At 65.7% G+C, this 18,060-nt stretch carries 14 protein-coding genes and 1 pseudogene; 3 read left to right on the top strand and 12 right to left on the bottom strand.

All coding sequences use genetic code 11. The annotated features are described in order from the left end of the window. Positions 1–203: 203 nt before the first annotated feature. From DLM46_RS18700 to DLM46_RS18655, 9 genes and pseudogenes are all read right to left on the bottom strand, one after another. Positions 204–917 (bottom strand): ABC transporter ATP-binding protein, encoded by a 714-nt coding sequence (locus DLM46_RS18700; RefSeq protein WP_115102390.1) that lies wholly within the window; start codon positions 915–917, stop codon positions 204–206. Then, positions 914–1,666: an ABC transporter ATP-binding protein gene (locus DLM46_RS18695; protein WP_115102388.1), complete on the bottom strand. Its 753-nt coding sequence runs from the start codon at positions 1,664–1,666 to the stop codon at positions 914–916. Before DLM46_RS18695 ends, DLM46_RS18700 begins: the two co-directional genes overlap by 4 nt. Continuing rightward, positions 1,663–2,979, bottom strand: a complete 1,317-nt coding sequence (locus DLM46_RS18690) for a branched-chain amino acid ABC transporter permease (protein ID WP_425273999.1) — start codon at positions 2,977–2,979, stop codon at positions 1,663–1,665. The genes DLM46_RS18695 and DLM46_RS18690 overlap by 4 nt, the downstream gene beginning before the upstream one ends. Further along, positions 2,972–3,910, bottom strand: a complete 939-nt coding sequence (locus DLM46_RS18685; RefSeq protein WP_115102385.1) for a branched-chain amino acid ABC transporter permease — start codon at positions 3,908–3,910, stop codon at positions 2,972–2,974. The genes DLM46_RS18690 and DLM46_RS18685 overlap by 8 nt, the downstream gene beginning before the upstream one ends. Before the next feature lie 4 nt (positions 3,911–3,914). Beyond that, the gene (locus DLM46_RS18680; RefSeq protein ID WP_115102383.1) at positions 3,915–4,364 is read right to left on the bottom strand and encodes an acyl-CoA thioesterase; all 450 of its coding nucleotides are present in this window, start codon (positions 4,362–4,364) and stop codon (positions 3,915–3,917) included. Between the two features lie 85 nt (positions 4,365–4,449). Beyond that, the gene (locus DLM46_RS18675; RefSeq protein ID WP_115102381.1) at positions 4,450–5,598 is read right to left on the bottom strand and encodes an iron-containing alcohol dehydrogenase; all 1,149 of its coding nucleotides are present in this window, start codon (positions 5,596–5,598) and stop codon (positions 4,450–4,452) included. A 30-nt stretch (positions 5,599–5,628) separates the two neighbouring features. Next, complete coding sequence (locus DLM46_RS18670; RefSeq protein WP_115102378.1) at positions 5,629–6,159, bottom strand: NUDIX domain-containing protein; 531 nt, start codon at positions 6,157–6,159, stop codon at positions 5,629–5,631. A gap of 20 nt (positions 6,160–6,179) precedes the next feature. Continuing rightward, a pseudogene (locus DLM46_RS18665) lies at positions 6,180–6,377 on the bottom strand (beta-eliminating lyase-related protein); the annotation flags it as partial. A 545-nt stretch (positions 6,378–6,922) separates the two neighbouring features. Next, a complete protein-coding gene (locus DLM46_RS18655; RefSeq protein ID WP_115102376.1) occupies positions 6,923–8,197 on the bottom strand; it encodes a YbfB/YjiJ family MFS transporter in 1,275 nt (424 codons plus the stop codon). A 114-nt stretch (positions 8,198–8,311) separates the two neighbouring features. On the opposite strand from DLM46_RS18655, the gene DLM46_RS18650 reads away from it, so the two are divergent. After that, entirely contained in the window at positions 8,312–9,217 is a 906-nt protein-coding gene (locus DLM46_RS18650; protein WP_115102585.1) for a LysR family transcriptional regulator, read from the top strand. A gap of 116 nt (positions 9,218–9,333) precedes the next feature. On the opposite strand, the gene alaS is transcribed toward DLM46_RS18650, so the two are convergent. Next, entirely contained in the window at positions 9,334–11,958 is a 2,625-nt protein-coding gene (gene alaS / locus DLM46_RS18645; RefSeq protein WP_115102373.1) for an alanine--tRNA ligase, read from the bottom strand. A 311-nt stretch (positions 11,959–12,269) separates the two neighbouring features. Between alaS and DLM46_RS18640 the strand changes: the two genes are divergently transcribed. Next, positions 12,270–13,490 (top strand): CaiB/BaiF CoA transferase family protein, encoded by a 1,221-nt coding sequence (locus DLM46_RS18640; RefSeq protein ID WP_115102371.1) that lies wholly within the window; start codon positions 12,270–12,272, stop codon positions 13,488–13,490. A 62-nt stretch (positions 13,491–13,552) separates the two neighbouring features. Here the strand turns inward: DLM46_RS18640 and DLM46_RS18635 are convergent, their stop codons facing one another. Further along, positions 13,553–14,113, bottom strand: a complete 561-nt coding sequence (locus DLM46_RS18635; protein WP_115102583.1) for an RBBP9/YdeN family alpha/beta hydrolase — start codon at positions 14,111–14,113, stop codon at positions 13,553–13,555. A 49-nt stretch (positions 14,114–14,162) separates the two neighbouring features. Next, positions 14,163–15,917 carry a gamma-glutamyltransferase gene (gene ggt, locus DLM46_RS18630; protein ID WP_115102368.1) on the bottom strand — a complete coding sequence of 585 codons (1,755 nt, stop codon included), beginning with the start codon at positions 15,915–15,917 and terminating at the stop codon, positions 14,163–14,165. A gap of 379 nt (positions 15,918–16,296) precedes the next feature. Between ggt and DLM46_RS18625 the strand changes: the two genes are divergently transcribed. After that, complete coding sequence (locus tag DLM46_RS18625) at positions 16,297–18,006, top strand: glutamine--tRNA ligase/YqeY domain fusion protein (RefSeq protein WP_115102365.1); 1,710 nt, start codon at positions 16,297–16,299, stop codon at positions 18,004–18,006. Positions 18,007–18,060: the final 54 nt, after the last annotated feature.

Here is an 18,060-nt window from a genome sequence, read left to right as displayed (position 1 = left end):
GTTTGAATCGCCCGAGTGTTTCATCGCGAAGCCGCGTGCATCGGGCGCGAGCAGCATGTCCGCAAATGGGATTCAAACGGATGGTTGGCGTGCCTGAAGCGTCGAATAAGACGCACCGCGCGTCGAACCCCCAGTAGGAGCGCAAAACGATCGCCATTTTTGAATGCCGCGCCGCAATAAAACCACGGCATCCCGTTCAGCGGTCAACCCACGCCGAGCCATTCCTGCATCACATCGGGACGCGCGAGGAACGACGCGAGCGCGCCGTCGAAGACGATCTCGCCATGCCCCATCACCGCGACCCGGCTTGCGATGTCTTGCGCGATCACAAGGCGCTGTTCGATCAGCAGCATCGCCACGCCACGATCGCGCAACATCCGCAGACACTGCGCGACCTGCTCCATCACCAGGCTCGCGAGGCCCTCGCCGGGTTCGTCGATCACCAGCAGATCGGGGTCCCCGAGCAGCGCGCGCGCCAGGGTCAGCATCTGCTGCTCGCCGCCCGACAACGCGCCGGCCCGCGTGCGTCGTCGTTCACGCAGGACGGGGAATAGCTCGTACGCGTCGTCGAAGGTGAAACGCGGCGTGCGGCCCCGCTCACGCGGCGCGACACCGAGTTGCAGATTCTCGTGGACGCTCAGCGTCGCAAACACATCGCGATGCTCGGGGACATAGCCGAGCCCCAGGCGGGCGATTTCGAACGTGCGCAGCCCGCCGAGCGAACGGCCGGCAAAGCGCAACTCGCCCTCGCTGCGCACGAGGCCCATGATGGCGCGCGCCAGCGTCGAACGGCCGGAGCCGTTGCGCCCGACCAGCGCGAGCACTTCGCCCGCCTCGAGCTGCAGCGTCACGCCATGCAGCGCCTGGCTCGCGCCGTACCAGGCATTCAGCCCCACGATGTCGAGCAAGGCCGTCATGCGCCGACACCGTCGCCGAGGTAAGCCGCGCGCACCGCCGCATCCGCGCGAATCGCCGCCGGCGTGCCGGTCGCGATCACGCGGCCCTGCACCAGCACGGAGATGCGATCGGCGAGACCGAACACGGCGTCCATGTCGTGCTCGACCATCAGCAGCGTGCGGCCGGCGGTCGTCTCGCGAATCAGTTCGATCGCGCGCGCCGCTTCGGCGCGGTTCATGCCGGCGGTCGGTTCGTCGAGCAGCAAGGTGTGCGCGCCGCCCGCGAGCGCGAGGCCCAAGTCGAGCGCGCGCTGCTCCGCATAGCTGAGCGTGCCGGCCTGCAGGTGCCGGCGCCCGCTCAGCCCCACCGCCTCGAGCACCTGTTCGGCGCGCGTGTCAACCGTGCGCGAACCGGTGAAGCGCTGCCACCAGCGCGTGCGATCGCGCTCGGCAAGCTGCGCGGCACAGCGCAAATTGTCGAACACGCTCAGCCGCGCGAACACACTGCTGGTCTGGAAGCTGCGCGCGAGGCCGCGGCGCGTGATCGCGGCCGGCGCGAGCCGCGTGATCTCCGCGCCGAACAGATCGATGCGCCCGGCGTTCGGCCGCGCTCCGCCGGCGATCAGGTTGAAGAGCGTCGACTTGCCGGCGCCGTTCGGGCCGATCAACGCGTGACGCTCGCCGGGCTCGATGAAGAGATCGACGCCACGCAGAATCTGCGTCGCGCCGAAGCGTTTTTCGATGCCGTAGAGCGCGAGCGCCGGGATCATCGCGCGCCTCCGCTGGCCGACGTGCGGCGCGCGATAACGGCAAGGCGTGCTCGCGCGCGAGCCGCGTAATGCGCCGCCAGCGCACCGAACGCGGTCAGTATGCAAACCGCTGCGCCCAGCCACAGATGCGATGAGGCCGTGAGTAGCGTGAGTAGCGGCATACCGATCACGTTGAGCGACGCGCCGTCGTCCGCGCCGAATTGAGCGGCGTAGGCCCACTGCACCGCGAGTACGACGGCCAGCGTCCACAGCAGCGCGGCTGCGGTACCCAATAGATAAGCCTTGCCGCACACGCGCCAGCCGTATTCCGCGACGCGGGCCGTGTGCCGCTGCACGAAGCCCGCGAGACCATCGGGCGCGGCCATCACGACCACGATAAAGAACAGCCCCAGATAGAACAGCCACGCCCGCGTCACGCTCGCCACCGCGACGCTGAAAAAGGTCAGGACGACAGCGCCCGCCACCGGCCCGAAAAACGCCGCCGTGCCGCCGATCACCGTCGCGATCAGCACCGCGCCCGAGCGCATCATGCCGACGCTTTCCGTCGACACCAGTTCGACATTGATCAACCCCAAGGTCCCCGCCATGCCGGCAAAAAACGCCGACACTACCACCACGCCAAAGCGGATGCGGCGCGGATACCAACCGATCGCCGCGGCGCGCACCGGGTTGTCGCGCACGGCGTTGGCGAGGCGCATGAAAGGCGTGCGCGACAGCGCAAACATTGCAGCGGTCGCCAGCACGCACCACAGCGCGATCAGCGCATAGGCCTGCGCTGCCGGGCCGAAGCTCCAGCTCCCGAGCAGCGGTCCGCTCGCGCGATCGATCGGCACGCCGGCCACGCCGCCGAACCAGTTGGACAAGGTCCACGCGGCCGCCGCGACGAGTTCGCCGATGCCGAGCGTAATCATCGCGAACGCAGTGCCGGCGCGCCGCGTCGACACGAAACCGAGCAGCGCTGCGCACAGCGCGCCGCCGATGCCCCCTATCAACGGCAACAGCGCCAGCGGCACGCCACCGCGGTTGAACACCTGCGCGGCAATCAACGCGCCCAATCCGGCATAGGCGGCATGCCCGAACGACAGCAGTCCCGTTTCGCCGAGCAGCAAGTTGTACGACAGCGCGAAGACGATCATCGTCGCGGTCTGCGCGAGATAGGCGAGCAGCCAGCTTTGCGGCCATATGCATGGCGGCACCGCGAGGAACGCGATGAGCGCGAGCCACGGCGCGAACCGACGCCGCCTCGAACGCGGCCGGGCCTCGGGCGCTTCAGCCGGATCACGCAGTTCAGGTGGTTCGTGTCGTTCACGCACGGTCGTCACGCCGGCCGAAGAGTCCGCGCGGGCGCAGCGCCAGCATCGCGACGAGCAGCAGATAGGGAATCAGCGGCGCGAGTTGCGCGAGCGTCAGCGCGTCCCATTCGGGCGGTAGCGTTTCCCCGAACGCGGACATGACGTCGCCCAGCGAGACGTCGCTCGCCACCGCGAGGGTCTGCACGCAGCCGACCATCAGCGAGGCCGCCAGCGCCCCGCTCAACGAGCCAAGCCCACCGATTACGACCACCACGAAGACGATCGACCCGACCGACTCCGCCATCGCCGGTTCGATCACGAAGAGCGGCGCGCCGATCACCCCGGCGAGAGCGGCGAGCGCCGTGCCCGCCGCGAACACGCCGGTGAATACGCGCGGCACGTTGTGGCCGAGCGCTTCGACAGCGCTCGCGTGCGTGAGCGCCGCGCGCACGATCAAGCCGGCCTTCGAGACGCGCAGCACCGCGTACAGCACCGCGAGCATCGCCAGCGACACTGCCATCATGAACGCCCGATAGCGCGCGAAGGCCGCACCGTAGACGGTGAACAACGGACCATCGAGCGCAGCCGGAACCGTCGCGCTCAGGGCGTTCAGGCCCCAGCCGAGCTTGACCGCTTCGCCGAGCAGATAGGCCGCGCCGAACGTGAGCAGCAACTCGGCAAGATGACCGTGCGGACGCACGCGGCGCAGCAAACCGCGCTCCAGAGCCGCGCCGATCGCCCCGACGAGCAGCGGCGCGACCACCAGCGCCGCCCAGAATCCCGCCTGCGCCGCCACCGAAAACCCGACGTACGCCCCGAGCATATAGAAGCTCGCGTGCGCGAAGTTCAGCACGCCGAGCATGCTGAAAATCAGTGTCAGGCCCGCCGACAGCATGAACAGCAGCAGCCCGTAACTGACGCCGTTCAGCAGATTGATGACGAGCGACTGCACGCGCCTATTCCGCTTGCGCCGCGGCCGTCAGCGGTTCGAGCGCGGCGCGCAACGGCGCCGGCAGCGTCACCGGACGACGCGTCACGCGATCCACGTAGACGTGCACGAAATGACCTTGTGCGGCGGGCCGATCGTCGCCTTCCCTGAAAAGCCCCACTTCGTAACGCACGCTCGAGGTGCCGAGCCGCGCCACTCGCAAGCCCGCGTCGACCCGGTCGGGAAACACCAGCGGCGCGAAGTAGTTGCAATGCGTCTCGACCACCAGGCCGATCGTCGCGCCGTGCTCGAAGTCGAGCATGCCCGCGCGGATCAGATACTCGTTCACCACCGTATCGAAGTAGCTGTAGTAGACGACGTTGTTCACGTGGCCGTAGACGTCGTTGTCCATCCAGCGTGTCGTGATCGGCAGAAAGTGCGGGTACGCCGCGCGCGCGGCCGGTGCGGGTTTATTCATCGTGACTGTGCTTGCTCGCTGGGTTGGGTGCTGAGTTGGGCGCTGGGTTGGACGTCATGGCGGCAGTTGTTTTGGCCTATCCGGTTCAAAGCGACTCGGTCAGCATGCGGCGGTAGTCGTCGGCGCTTGCTTCGCGCGGATTCGTACGGTGGCAGTGATCGGCAAGCGCGCCCTTGATGACCTTGTCGAACATGCTTTCGTCGACGCCCATCTGCTTCAGGCCGGTCGGCAATCCGAGCCGCGCGGTCATGTCGAACAGCGCCTGCGCGAGATCCGCGTTCTCCGGCAAACCCATCACGCGACGCATCCGGGCATAGCGTTTATCGGCGACCACGGTGTCGGCGGTTTCGTTGAAACGCAGCACCGCCGGCAGCACGACCGCGTTCAGCGTGCCGTGATGCAGCGACGTGCGCCCGTTCACCTCCAGACCGCCCAGCGGATGCGACAGCGAATGCACGCAGCCGAGGCCTTTCTGAAACGCCATCGCGCCTTGCATCGATGCGCTCATCATGTGCAGGCGTGCTGCGCGATCTCTACCATCCGTCGTCGCGCGTTCGATGTTGGCCCACGCGCGCTCCAGGCCGTCCAGCGCGATGCCGTCGGCGGGCGGATTGAAGGCCGGCGCGAGGAAGGTTTCGATGCAGTGCGCGATCGCGTCCATGCCGGTCGCGGCAGTCAAACCGGGCGGCAGGCCAAGGGTGAGCGCCGGGTCGCACAACGCCGATTTCGGCAGCAGATGCCACGAGTGAAAACCGAGCTTGCGGCCATCGTTCAGAATCATGATCGCGCCGCGCGCGACTTCGCTGCCGGTGCCCGCGGTGGTGGGCACGGCGATCAGCGGCGCAGCGGCGGCGGTGATCTTCGGGCTGCCGCCTTTGATGGTCGCGTACTGGGTCAGCGCGCCGGGGTGCGTGGCCGCGATCGCCACACCTTTGGCCAGATCGATCGACGATCCGCCGCCCACGGCGATCAGCCCGTCGCAGCCTTCGTCGCGATACCGCCCGGCGGCCGCCAGCACCATCGCTTCCGTCGGGTTCGACGGCGTGTCGTCGAATACCGGCACGTCGCCGAACTTCAATACGTCGAGCGCGCGCTGCACGATGCCGGCTGCGGCCACGCCCTTGTCGGTAATCAGAAGCGGCCGCTTGATGCCGACACGCGCGCATTCCGACGCCAGTTGCGACAGCGCGTCGTAGCCAAGATGGATATGGGTCAGATAGTAGATATAGGCCATGCCGACCTCCCTCCTTGATGTCGCGCCCGCTTATTGTCCGGGGCGCTCCACGAACTCGAACGGCAAGCCGCGCCGGCGCATCCATTCGCCGAGCGCCTGACCGGTGCCGGCGCGCCACGGCCGCAGCCTGGCTGGTTCGACCAGCCGGTATTCGAGCAATTCCGGCGACAGCGAGATCGTCCCGTGAGCCTTCACGTGATACGCGATGATCAGCTCGTTCTTGCGGATGAATTCGTACACGCCGATCAACTCGACCGTCTCGGCATGCAGCGAGGTTTCTTCGAGCACTTCGCGGGCGATGCCCTCTTCCGGCGTCTCGCCGTTCTCCAGAAAGCCGGTGATCAGCGCGAACGTGCCTTCCGGCCACGCGGCGTTGCGCGCGAGCAGAATCTTGTCCTCGTACTCGACGATCGCGGCCACCACCGGCAACGGATTGTTCCAGTGGACGTAGCCGCATTCCGGATCGGGACAGGCCTGGCGCACGCGGCCGCCTTCGTGCCCGGCGTCGACGCGCTCGGTCAGCGGCGTGGCGCAGCGCGGACAGAATTGATATTGAGTCATGGCGAGAGGGACGTGTCTTATGAATTGGCGGCCGTGCCGTTGAACACGAAGAATACTTCGCAGTCGGTCTGGAACAGTTCGCGCAGACGGTCGCATACCTGGTTGGTCCAGGAGTCGTCGCCATAGGCCGGTTCGTGGCCGCTGCGGTTGGCTGCGATCAGCGCGGCGAGCGCCTCGGGACAGATGCCGGCGTAGTTGTCGGACGCGAAATGTTGCATGGCTGGCGGCGCACCCGGCAACAGGCGCTGAGATGGCGGGAAAGCGGTCATTTTAGTGCGCCAATGAGTTATTTGTTTTCGATTGGTCCGATTTGACGGGCGCCGCCTCGACACGCGCATGTTTCGCCGAAGCGCGGCCAGCGGGATGTGCCGTGGGCGCAGTGCGCGAACCCGGTTGACGCGCGGACTTGAAGGGCGACCGGGTCAACGCATGCGTTTTTTCGCGGACACGCAGGGTTCACTGACGCGCGAGCCAGCGAATCGACGTGTGTGTACTGGGGGAACGGGTTAGCGCAGGAGATTTTGCAGAGCGGCTGCGGGCGGGCGTTCTGAATAGGTGCCGCGTGTCGCTGTTTGGCACGCTGCTGTTTGGCACGACACCGTTTGGCTCGACGCTGTTTGGCCCGCCGCCGCTTGGCACGCCACCGCTTGGCGTGCCACCGTTTGGCACACCGCCGTTTGGCACACCGCCGCTTGGCACGCCACCGCTTGGCACACCGCCTTTTGACACAGCGCCTTTTGACACACCGCCGTTTGGTGTGCCGTCAAGAGCAGCCGCAATCGGGCATGCGGCTGCGGCCGCGCGGCATGCGCGCCACGCCGATCAGACCGGCCGCGCCCAGCAGCAACGCGCCCGCCGCCAGCCACAACGCCGGCGAAAACGATCCCGTGTGTTCGGCGATCGGCGCCGCTACCAGCGGGCCGACGATCTGACCGATGCCGTACGCCGCGGTCGCATAGCCCATCAGACCGGCCGCATCGTCGCCGCGCAAACGGCGCGCCTCGCGCATCGCGAACAGGGTGATCGCGGTGAACGGCAGGCCGATCAGCATGCTGCCGAGCGAGAAGCCGCCCGCTGTCGGCCAGACGATGCCGAGCGCGATGCCGCAGGCTTGCAGCACGTAGCATCCCGCGAGCAGCGTGCGGTTGTCCCAATGCACCGGCAGCCGCGCCGCCAGCAATGCGCCGACGATCAGCGCCGCGCCGAACATCGGCCAGAACAGATCGGGCCATGCCGAGCCCGGCAGTGCGTGGCGCGCGATCACAGGCAGAAAGGTCGCAGTGATGATGTAGCCGAAACCGGGCACGCCGTAGAGCAGCACCAGCCAGAAGGCGTCGGCGCGGTGCGCGGTGCGGCTCGGGGCATGCTGGCCTGCATGGGCGCCGGCGGTTGATCGGGCCGTACCGGCGCCGGCGCTTCTCGCAGTGGACCTGTGCGCTGCGCCGAATACCGGCCACACCACGATCGACAGCACGGCCGCGATGAGCCCGAAGCCGATCCAACCCGCCGTCGCGCCATAGCCGCCCGCGACGCTGACCAGCAATCCCGTGCCGACGATCCCGACACCGGGGCCCGTGTAAATCACCCCGCCCCACCCGTGCGCGCCGAGTTCGGCCAGCCGCCGCAGGCCCCACTGCGATGCGAATACGAAGGTCCAGGCACTCACCGCGCCGGCGACGAAGCGCACGACAGCCCAAATCCAGAACTGACTCGTGCCCCCCATCGCCAGTGTCAGCAAGACCGTGCCGACGAGGCCGGCGCGGACCATCCGCGCCGGCTCGACCCGCAGCGCGGCGCACATGACAGCGCCGATGAAATAGCCCGCGTAATTGAACGATGCGAGCCAGCCGCCGTGCTGGATGTCGATTTGCGGCTGTCCGGAGACGCTGCCGTGGAGCATCAGCGGCAACAGCGGCGTGAACGCGAAGCGTCCGATGCCAAGCGCCACCGCCAGCGTGACCATACAGGCAAGCGCCGCGCCGCGGGCAGCGTGGCGTTCGGCGGATGTTTCCTGCGCGTTCGAGGCGAGATCGTTCATGAGCGGAAGGTGTAAGCGGCGCCGGCGGTCGCCAGCGCATCGATCCATATTAGCTTGACCTTTCGATCACTAAAGATGAATAATTCGGATGCAACCTATCGCATGGAGAGAATCATGGATCTGGCCGCCTTGACCATTTTCCGCGCAGTCGTGCGGGAAAACGGCGTGACGCGCGCCGCGGCCAAGCTCAATCGCGTGCAATCGAACGTGACGACGCGCATCAAGCAGCTTGAAGAACAGCTGGGCACCGATCTGTTCATCCGCGACGGCCGGCGCCTCGTGTTGACACCGGCTGGCGAGACGCTATTGCCCTACGCCGAACGGCTGCTCGCGCTCGCCGACGAAGCGCGCCATGCCGTGCGCGAGGATCGTCCGAGCGGACGCTTACGGCTGGGCACGATGGAGAGCGTGGCGGCAACGCGCCTGCCTGGACTGCTCGCGCAATATCACCAGAATTGGCCCGACGTCGCGCTCGAACTCGAAACCGGCACCACGGGCAAGCTGATCGACCGGGTCCGTGAATTCGAAGTGGACGCCGCCCTGGTGGCGACGCCGCCGGACCCTGCCGTGCTTGGCGAGCTGTTCGAAACCGTGCCGGTGTTCCGCGAAGAACTGGTGATGCTGACGCCGCGGGGGCATCGGCCGATTCGCGAAGTGCGGGATATTGCCTTATCGACGTTGATCGCGTTTGAACGCGGCTGTGCCTATCGGACTTATATCGAGAAGTGGTATCTGGAGCACGGCGTGAGGCCCGCTCGAGTGCTGGAGCTTGGCTCCTATCATGCGATTGTGGCTTGCGTCGCCGCTGGGGCCGGGGTGGCTGTGGCGCCGCGCTCGGTGCTGGATCTGCAAGCCGATACCAGCAATGTGGCCGTGCATGCGCTTGCCGATATTGGGGTGATCGATACGCTGCTCGTCTGGCGACGGGGGCATTTTTCTTCTGCTTTGAATGCGCTGAAGCAGACGCTGATGGCACATGAAGCTGCGGCTGGGGCACCTGCGGTGGCGGCTTTTTCCTGATTTGTCTTTCTTGTGCAGCAGTTTTTACGAATAAGCGCCGCCAACGCAAAAAACCACTGCTGCGCGAGCGAACTACAACCACATCCCCCTGCCCGCGCAGCAGAACACCTGCAGCCTTAAAGCTGCCCTTCGACCCAACTCCGCACGCCGGCAAGCGCCGCAGGCAAATTGGCCGGCTCTGTACCGCCGGCCTGTGCCATATCGGGGCGTCCACCACCCTTGCCACCCACTTGCTGCGCCACGAAATTGACCAGCTCGCCGGCCTTGACCTTCTTGCTGGCATCCGCCGTCACGCCGGCAATCAAACTCACCTTGCCGCCCTCGACCGAAGCCAGCACGATCGCCGCGCTCTTCAACTTGTCCTTGAGCTTGTCGACCGTTTCACGCAGCGTCTTCACGTCCGCGCCCTCGAGCGTGGCCGCCAACACATGCACGCCGGCAACTTCGATCGCCTGGCCCGCAAGCTCGTCACCCTGGCTCGCCGCGAGCTTCGACTTCAACGCGCCAAGCTCTTTCTCCAGCGACTTCACCTGATCCTGCACCTGCACGATCCGCTGCGTCAACTCCGCCGGCTGCGCCTTCAAAACAGCCGCCGCCGCATTGATCCGCGCATCGAGGTCCTGCACGAAACGTACCGCGTTATCGCCAGTAATCGCCTCCACGCGACGAATGCCGGCGGCAACGCCGCCTTCCATCACGATCTTGAACAGGCCGATGTCGCCCGTGCGATGCACGTGCGTACCGCCGCACAACTCACGCGAGAAACCGAGATCGAGCACGCGCACTTCGTCGCCGTACTTTTCGCCGAACAGCGCCATCGCGCCGCCCTTCACCGCTTCGTCGAACGGCATCACCCGCACGATGCCCGGCGCGTTCGCCAGCACTTCGGCGTTGACGATCTGTTCGACGCGACGGATCTGCTCGTCGGTCATCGGCGCGTTGTGCGCGAAGTCGAAACGGGTCTTGTCCGGATCGACGAGCGAGCCCTTCTGCTGCACGTGCGAGCCGAGCACTTCGCGCAGCGCCTTGTGCATCAAATGGGTAGCCGAGTGATTGCGGGCCGTGCGCGCGCGGCGCACCGCGTCGATTTCCGCTTTCACGACGTCGCCGACCTTAAGCGTGCCCTGCTCCAGCGTGCCGTGATGGCCGACCACGTCGGCCTGCACCTTCAGCGTGTCGGTCACCGCAAAGCGCACGCTCGCGTTGGCCAGCACGCCCTGGTCGCCGACCTGGCCGCCCGACTCCGCATAGAACGGCGTGTGGTCGAGCACGACGACGGCCTGCTGACCGTGGGCCACTTCTTTCACCGAGGCGCCGTCCACGTACAGCGCGATCACCCTGGCATCGTCGAAGACGATTTCTTCGTAGCCGTGGAACGTGGTCTTCGCGCCCGAGTATTCGAGGCCCTGCGCCATCTTGAACTTGCCGGCCGCGCGAGCCTGTTCGCGCTGACGCGCCATGGCTTCGTCGAAGGCGGCTTCGTCGACCGTCACTTCGCGCTCGCGGCACACGTCCGCCGTCAGATCGAGCGGGAATCCGTAGGTGTCGTGCAGCTTGAATGCGAGTTCGCCGTCGAGCGTCTTGCCGCCCTTGGCCTCGAGATCGGCCAGCGCGCTTTCGAGAATCGACATGCCGTGCTCGATGGTCTCGAAGAAGCGCTCCTCTTCCTGACGCAGCACGTCGGTCACGCGTTGTTCGGCATCCTTCAGTTCCGGATAGGCGCCGCCCATTTGCGCGACGAGGTCCGCGACCATGCGATGGAAGAACGACCCCTTCTTGCCCAGCTTGTAGCCGTGGCGGATCGCGCGGCGCACGATCCGGCGCAGCACGTAGCCGCGGCCCTCGTTGCCCGGAATCACGCCGTCGACGATCAGGAACGAGCAGGCGCGGATGTGATCGGCGATCACCTTCAGTGAGTTGTTGGTCAGATCGGCCACGCCGGTTTCGCGGCCGGCCGCCTCGATGAGCGCCTGGAACAGGTCGATCTCATAGTTGCTGTGCACATGCTGAAGCACCGCTGCAATCCGCTCCAGACCCATGCCGGTGTCCACGCACTGCTTGGGCAGCGGCGTCATGTTGCCCTGCGCGTCGCGGTTGAACTGCATGAACACGAGATTCCAGATCTCGATGTAGCGGTCGCCGTCTTCTTCAGGCGATCCCGGCGGGCCGCCCCACACGTCCGGGCCGTGGTCGTAGAAGATTTCCGAGCACGGACCGCACGGACCGGTGTCGGCCATCTGCCAGAAGTTGTCCGACGCGTAGCGCGCGCCCTTGTTGTCGCCGATGCGGATGATCCGCTCGACCGGCACGCCCACTTCCTTCGCCCAGATGTCGTGCGCTTCGTCGTCTTCCTGATAGACGGTCACCCACAGCTTGTCTTTCGGCAGCTGGTAGACCCCGGTCAGCAGCTCCCACGCGTAGTGGATCGCGTCGCGCTTGAAGTAGTCGCCGAACGAGAAGTTGCCCAGCATTTCGAAGAACGTGTGGTGACGCGCGGTGTAGCCGACGTTTTCCAGATCGTTGTGCTTGCCGCCGGCGCGCACGCTGCGCTGCGCGGTCGTGGCGCGCGAGTACGGACGCGATTCCGCGCCGAGGAACACATCTTTGAACTGCACCATTCCCGAATTGGTGAAGAGCAGTGTCGGGTCATTGCCGGGCACGAGGCTCGACGAGCGAACGATCGTATGGCCCTTCGATTCGAAGAACTTGAGGAATTTCTCGCGGATTTCGGCGGCTTTCATAGCGTGCGGGGGACGGTCCTGGCTGTTACCGGCTGCATCGTGGGATGCGCCAACTGATTGTTTCTTAAACGACTGATTATACGGGATCGGCGCCGGCGCGCGGCAGCGTGCGCCGCACCGTTGGCCATCCGGCCAGGTTTCGCCGGGTAGCGTGTGACACGGCGCTGAGATACGGCGGTGAGACACGGCGGCGCATGTCGCGCGTCCTATGCCGTCCGGCTGACTGCGCCGCCGCGCGGGAATCGCTTAAGATTGCCCCCATCCGCGGCGCCATGCGCGCCTCTTGGGTTACATAGGAGACATCGAAGAACATGGGCGCTCTCAGTCATATCCGCGTGCTGGATCTCACGCGCGTGCTCGCCGGGCCCTGGTGCTCGCAAACGCTGGCCGATTTCGGCGCCGACGTCATCAAGATCGAACGCCCCGAGGTCGGCGACGACACCCGTCACTGGGGGCCGCCGTACCTGAAAACGCCGCAAGGCGCCGATACGCGCGAGGCCGCCTACTATCTCGCGGCCAACCGCAACAAGCGCTCGGTCACGGTGGATATCGCGTCGCCCGAAGGCCAGCGGATCATCCGCGAACTGGCCGCGCAAAGCGACGTCGTGCTGGAGAACTACAAGGTCGGCCAGTTGAAGAAGTACGGGCTCGATTACGCGTCGCTGAAGGCAGTGAAGCCCGATCTGATCTACTGCTCGGTAACCGGCTTCGGGCAGACCGGTCCGTATGCGCAGCGGGCGGGCTACGACTTCATCGTGCAAGGCATCGGCGGCTTCATGAGCATCACCGGCGAGCGCGACGGCCAGCCGGGCGGCGGCCCGCAGAAAGCGGGCGTCGCAATCGCCGACCTGATGACCGGCATGTATTCGACCATCGCCGTACTGACCGCGCTCACGCATCGCGACCGCACGGGCGAAGGCCAGTACATCGACATGGCGCTGCTCGACGTGCAGGTGGCGATGCTCGCCAACATGAATTCAAACTACCTGGCGAGCGGGCAGCCGCCGGTGCGCTGGGGCAATGCGCATCCGAACATCGTGCCCTACCAGACCTTCCAGACCAGCGACGGCTGGATCATCGTCGCGGTCGGCAACGACGGTCAATTCCGCAAATTCGTCGAAGCGGGCGGCCGTCCGGAATTAGCCGACGACGAACGCTTCTCCACCAACCCGGCCCGCGTGCGCCACCGCGACATTCTCGTGCCGATCCTCGCCGACATGGTCCGTCTGCAGGGCAAGCAGCAATGGATCGCCGCGCTGGAAGCCGCCGGCGTGCCGTGCGGGCCGATCAACGATCTCGCCGAAGTGTTCGAGAACGAGCAGGTGGTGGCGCGCGGAATGCAGGTCGACTTGCCGCATCCGTCGGGCGGCACCGTCAAGCTGGTGCGCAATCCGATCAATATGAGCGGCACGCCGCCCGAGGCGCTTGCTCATCCGCCTACGCTCGGCGAGCACACCGACAGCGTCCTGCGCAACGTGCTCGGTTACGACGAGACGCGCATCGCGACGTTGCGGGAGCAGTCGGTGATTTGAGCGTGGCCCGCGAGGCTCGTGCGCGGGGAACCACGCGTAGGAAGTTCACGCCAAAGGAAGGCTCACGCCGGCTTAACGAACGAAGCCAGCCAGCGCCGCCCTTCGTCCCAATCGCCGAGTCCACTGTCGGCGTTGATATGGCCGCGCGGGCCGATGCCGATCCAGCGGCTGCCCCACGCGTTCGCGCAAGTCCGCGAGAACGGCACGCCGCCGTACGGATCGTCGCTGCTGGCCGCGACAATGCTCGCAAACGGCAAGCGCGTGAGCGGCACGGGTCCAAAACCGCTGGCGTCCTGCGGGAAATGCGCCTCGGCCGGATCGGGCACGGCCACCAGCAACGCCCCCGCCACCTTCGCAAGCTGGGCGGCGCTGGCGTACTGTGCCGCCCAGAAAACCGTGGTGAGGCAGCCGAGGCTATGCGCGGCGAACACCACCTGGGTGTCGGCCGCGGCCACTTCGGCGTCGAGCGTCCGGCACCAGGCATCGAGCTCGGGACGATCCCAGTCCGGCATCCGCACGCGCATGAACGCCGGGTCGAGTGCCTCCCAGCGCGTCTGCCAATGGCCGACGCCTGAGTTCTGATAGCCCGGCAGCACGAGTACTCGTGGTTGTTGCGCGCTCATCGCGTTTTCGTTGTCCATCGCGGTTCGTTTTTCGGTCGGCCCGAGCGGTTCAATGAAACACCCGCCCCACGCCCACACCGCGCGGGTCGGCAGCCGGCTCCGGATTTGCGCCGTCGACGCGAATCAGTTGCACGTCGCCGTTGAACTGCTGTCCTGCCAACGTATAGCCGCTGGCTTGCAGCTGCTCGGCCAGCTCGCCCGTGATCGGCTGGTACGGCTCCCAGTAGATCGTCTTCTGCGGCAGCAACTGGTGATGAAAACGCATCGCGGCCAGGGCGTCGGCGGGCGCCATATTGAAGTCATACAGGTTCGTGATCACCTGGAAGATCGAGGTGAAAATCCGCGAACTGCCCGGCGTGCCGATCACGAGCGAGACCTTGTCGTCCTTCAACAGAATGGTCGGCGCCATCGACGACAGCGGCCGGCGTCCCGGCGCCACCGTGTTGACTTCGTTGCCGGTCACGCCGGACTGATTCGGCTCGCCCGGTTTGGTGACGAAATCATCCATTTCGTCGTTCAGCACGAAGCCGCCGCCGTCGACCACCACGCCTGCGCCGAACGGCCCGTTCAGCGTATAGGTGTTGGACACGGCGTTGCCCCACTTGTCGACCACCGAGAAATGCGTGGTTTGCGCTTTTTCCGGCATCGCGTCGCCAAGGCCCGGATTGACCGGCGTCGCGCCGGGCACTGCGTCGGGTTTGACCTCGTCGGCGCGTTGCGCGAGGTAGGCGTCGTCGATCAGTTTGCCGACCGGCACCTTGTACGAATCCGGGTCGCCCATGTACTGCTGGCGATCGGCGAACACGCGGTCTTCGATCTGTGCAATCAGATGGATATACGGCACCGAATTCAGCTCGAGGCCGTCGAAGGCCGGCTTCAGATCGGCCTTCATTTTGAGCATCTGGATCAGTCCGATGCCGCCCGAACTCGGCGGCGGCGCGGAGACGATCCGATAGCCGTTCCACTCGGCGGTAACCGGTTGGCGCCAGACCGCCTTGTATTGAATCAGGTCCTGTCTGGTCACGAGCCCGTGGCCGTACATCTGCCGGACAATCAGATCGGCGGTGCGGCCCTCGTAAAATTCACGCCCGCCGTCGCTCGCGATGCGCGTAAGGGTTTGCGCGAGTTCGGGCTGACGGAACGTGACGCCCGCCTTCAGGTTCGAGAAGTAGACATCGAAATTGGTCTTGCCGGCGAAGCTCTTCGCGGCGTCGTCGTGGCGTTTCTGCAGCCACGGCTCCACCTGGAAACCCTCGGTGGCGTAACGGATCGCGGGCGCCAGCACCTGCTTCCACTTCAGCTTGCCGAAGCGCTGCTGCGCCTGCCACATGCCGTCGACCGTGCCCGGCACGCCCACGGCGCGATGGCCGACGAGGCTCATGCCTGGCACGAGGCTGCCTTTATCGTCGAGGTACATGTCGCGGGTCGCCTGTTGCGGCGCGCGTTCGCGATAGTCGAGAAAATACGGTTTGCCGTCCATGAAGACCGTCATGAAACCGCCGCCGCCGATGTTGCCTGCGTCCGGATAAGTCACGGCCAGCGTGAAGGCGATCGCCACCGCGGCGTCCACCGCGTTGCCGCCGGCCGCGAAGATCTGTTGCGCGGTGTCGGCGCTGTAGCGATCCGGCACGGCCACCGCCGATGCGTCGAGCACCGCCTTGGGCGTGGCGGTTTTCGCCAGTGCGGGCGCAGGAGCGACGAAACTGCCGCTCAATGCAGCGAACACGGCCGCCGCCGTCAGCATGCGAGCGAAGGAGAAAGAGGCGAAAGGCGCGCGAGGCGCGTCGTGCGTCGGGACTGACATCCGAGAAACTCCGGGAACCAAGGGCGTCATGTTGCACGAACGGCAAGCGTTCGTGCAAGGCGACGAAGGACGGCGCGGCCTGCGCGCGCCGGCCACGCGCACGGGCGTAGGACGCGTCGCACTGCACAGGTGGCGCGTCGCCCTGCACAGGTTGTGCGTCGCGCGGGCGGAATCGCGCCGCCCGCATCCTAAGTCGGCAGCGCCCGCGTCAAAAACCGTTTTACCTCCTGTTACAGCACTGCTCCGGACCCCAAATTCCCGTCGAAACCTCCCGAACGTTGGCTGCGCGCCGCACTCGCCCGCCGCGGCGGGGCTCGTCAGGTAGAATTGAAAGATTAGCGAGCGCATTGCGCGCCCCGACAGACCTTGACCTTCTCGCATGAATACCGAACGCAACGACGCGCCAGCGGCATCCAATTTCATCCGCAACATCATTGACGACGACAACCGCACCGGCAAGTGGGGTCAGCGCGTCGAGACGCGCTTTCCGCCTGAGCCGAACGGCTATCTGCATATCGGTCACGCGAAGAGCATCTGCCTGAACTTCGGCGTGGCGCGCAGCTACGGCGGCGTGTGCCATTTGCGTTTCGACGACACGAATCCGGAAAAGGAAAGCGTCGAATACGTCGAGTCGATCATCGATTCCGTGCGCTGGCTCGGTTTCGAGTGGGAAAAAGACGGTAAGGAACAGCTCTACTTCGCCAGCGACTACTACGAGAAACTGTACGAATTCGCCGAACTGCTGATCGAGCGCGGCAAGGCGTACGTGGATAGCCAGTCGGCCGAGGAAATGCGCGCGAGCCGCGGCTCGGCAACCGAAGTCGGCACGCCCTCGCGCTTCCGCGATCGTTCCATGCAGGAAAACCTCGACCTGTTCCGCCGCATGAAAGCCGGCGAGTTCCAAGAAGGCGAACACGTACTGCGCGCGAAGATCGACATGTCGTCGCCGAACTTCAACATGCGCGATCCGGTCATCTACCGGATCCGCTTCGCGCATCACTACCGCACCGGCGACACGTGGTGCGTGTACCCGATGTACGACTACACGCACTGCATCTCGGACGCGCTGGAGAACATCACGCATTCGCTGTGCACGCTCGAATTCGAAGACCATCGTCCGCTGTACGACTGGATCCTGAACGAGCTCGCCGAAGCCGGCATTTTCACGCGCCCGCTGCCGCAACAAATCGAGTTTTCACGCCTGAACCTGACCTATGCGATCACCAGCAAGCGCAAGCTGCTGCAACTGGTGACCGAAGGCCACGTCGACGGTTGGGACGACCCGCGTATGCCGACCATCGTCGGCCTGCGCCGGCGCGGTTTCACGCCTGAGGGCATCCAGCTGTTCTGCGAGCGCATCGGCGTCACCAAGGTCGATTCGTGGATCGACATGAGCGTGTTCGAAGGCGCGCTGCGCGACGACCTGGATGAGAAGGCGCCGCGCACGGCGGCCGTGCTCGATCCGCTCAAGCTGATCATCGACAACTTCCCCGAAGGCCTCACCGAGCCGTGCAGCGCACCGGTGCACCCGCATCATCCGGAACAGGGCGTACGCGAGTTCCCGATCTCGCGCGAACTGTGGATCGAGCGCGAGGACTACAACGAAACGCCGCCGAAGGGCTACTTCCGCCTGTTCCCGGGCAACAAGGTGCGTTTGCGCTACGGCTACGTGATCGAATGCACGGGCGCGGACAAGGACGAAAACGGCAACATCGTCGCGGTCCACTGCAACTATTTCCCGGACAGCAAATCGGGCACCGAAGGCGCGAACAACTACAAGGTCAAGGGCAATATTCATTGGGTCAGCGCCGCGGATGCGTATCCGGCGGAAGTGCGCATTTACGACCGGCTGTTCAAGGAGCCGCAACCGGACGCGGGAGGACGCGACTTCCTCGAAGCGCTGAATCCGGATTCGAAGCGCGTGGTCAACGCCTACCTGGAACCGGGTGCGCGTCACGCGCAGCCGGAACAGCGCTATCAGTTCGAGCGTCACGGTTACTTCGTCGCCGACCGCGTCGATTCGAAACCGGGTAGGCCCGTATTCAATCGCATCGTCAGTCTGCGCGACAGTTGGGGCAAGCCGGCGTAAGCTGGAGCGGCTTCTCGTTCGTAGTTCCAGAGTCGAACACGGCGTGCATCTCGC

This window comes from Paraburkholderia lacunae (genome assembly GCF_003353175.1).
Classification (GTDB): Bacteria; Pseudomonadota; Gammaproteobacteria; order Burkholderiales; family Burkholderiaceae; genus Paraburkholderia; species Paraburkholderia lacunae.
This window is presented reverse-complemented; position numbering and strand designations above follow the sequence as displayed.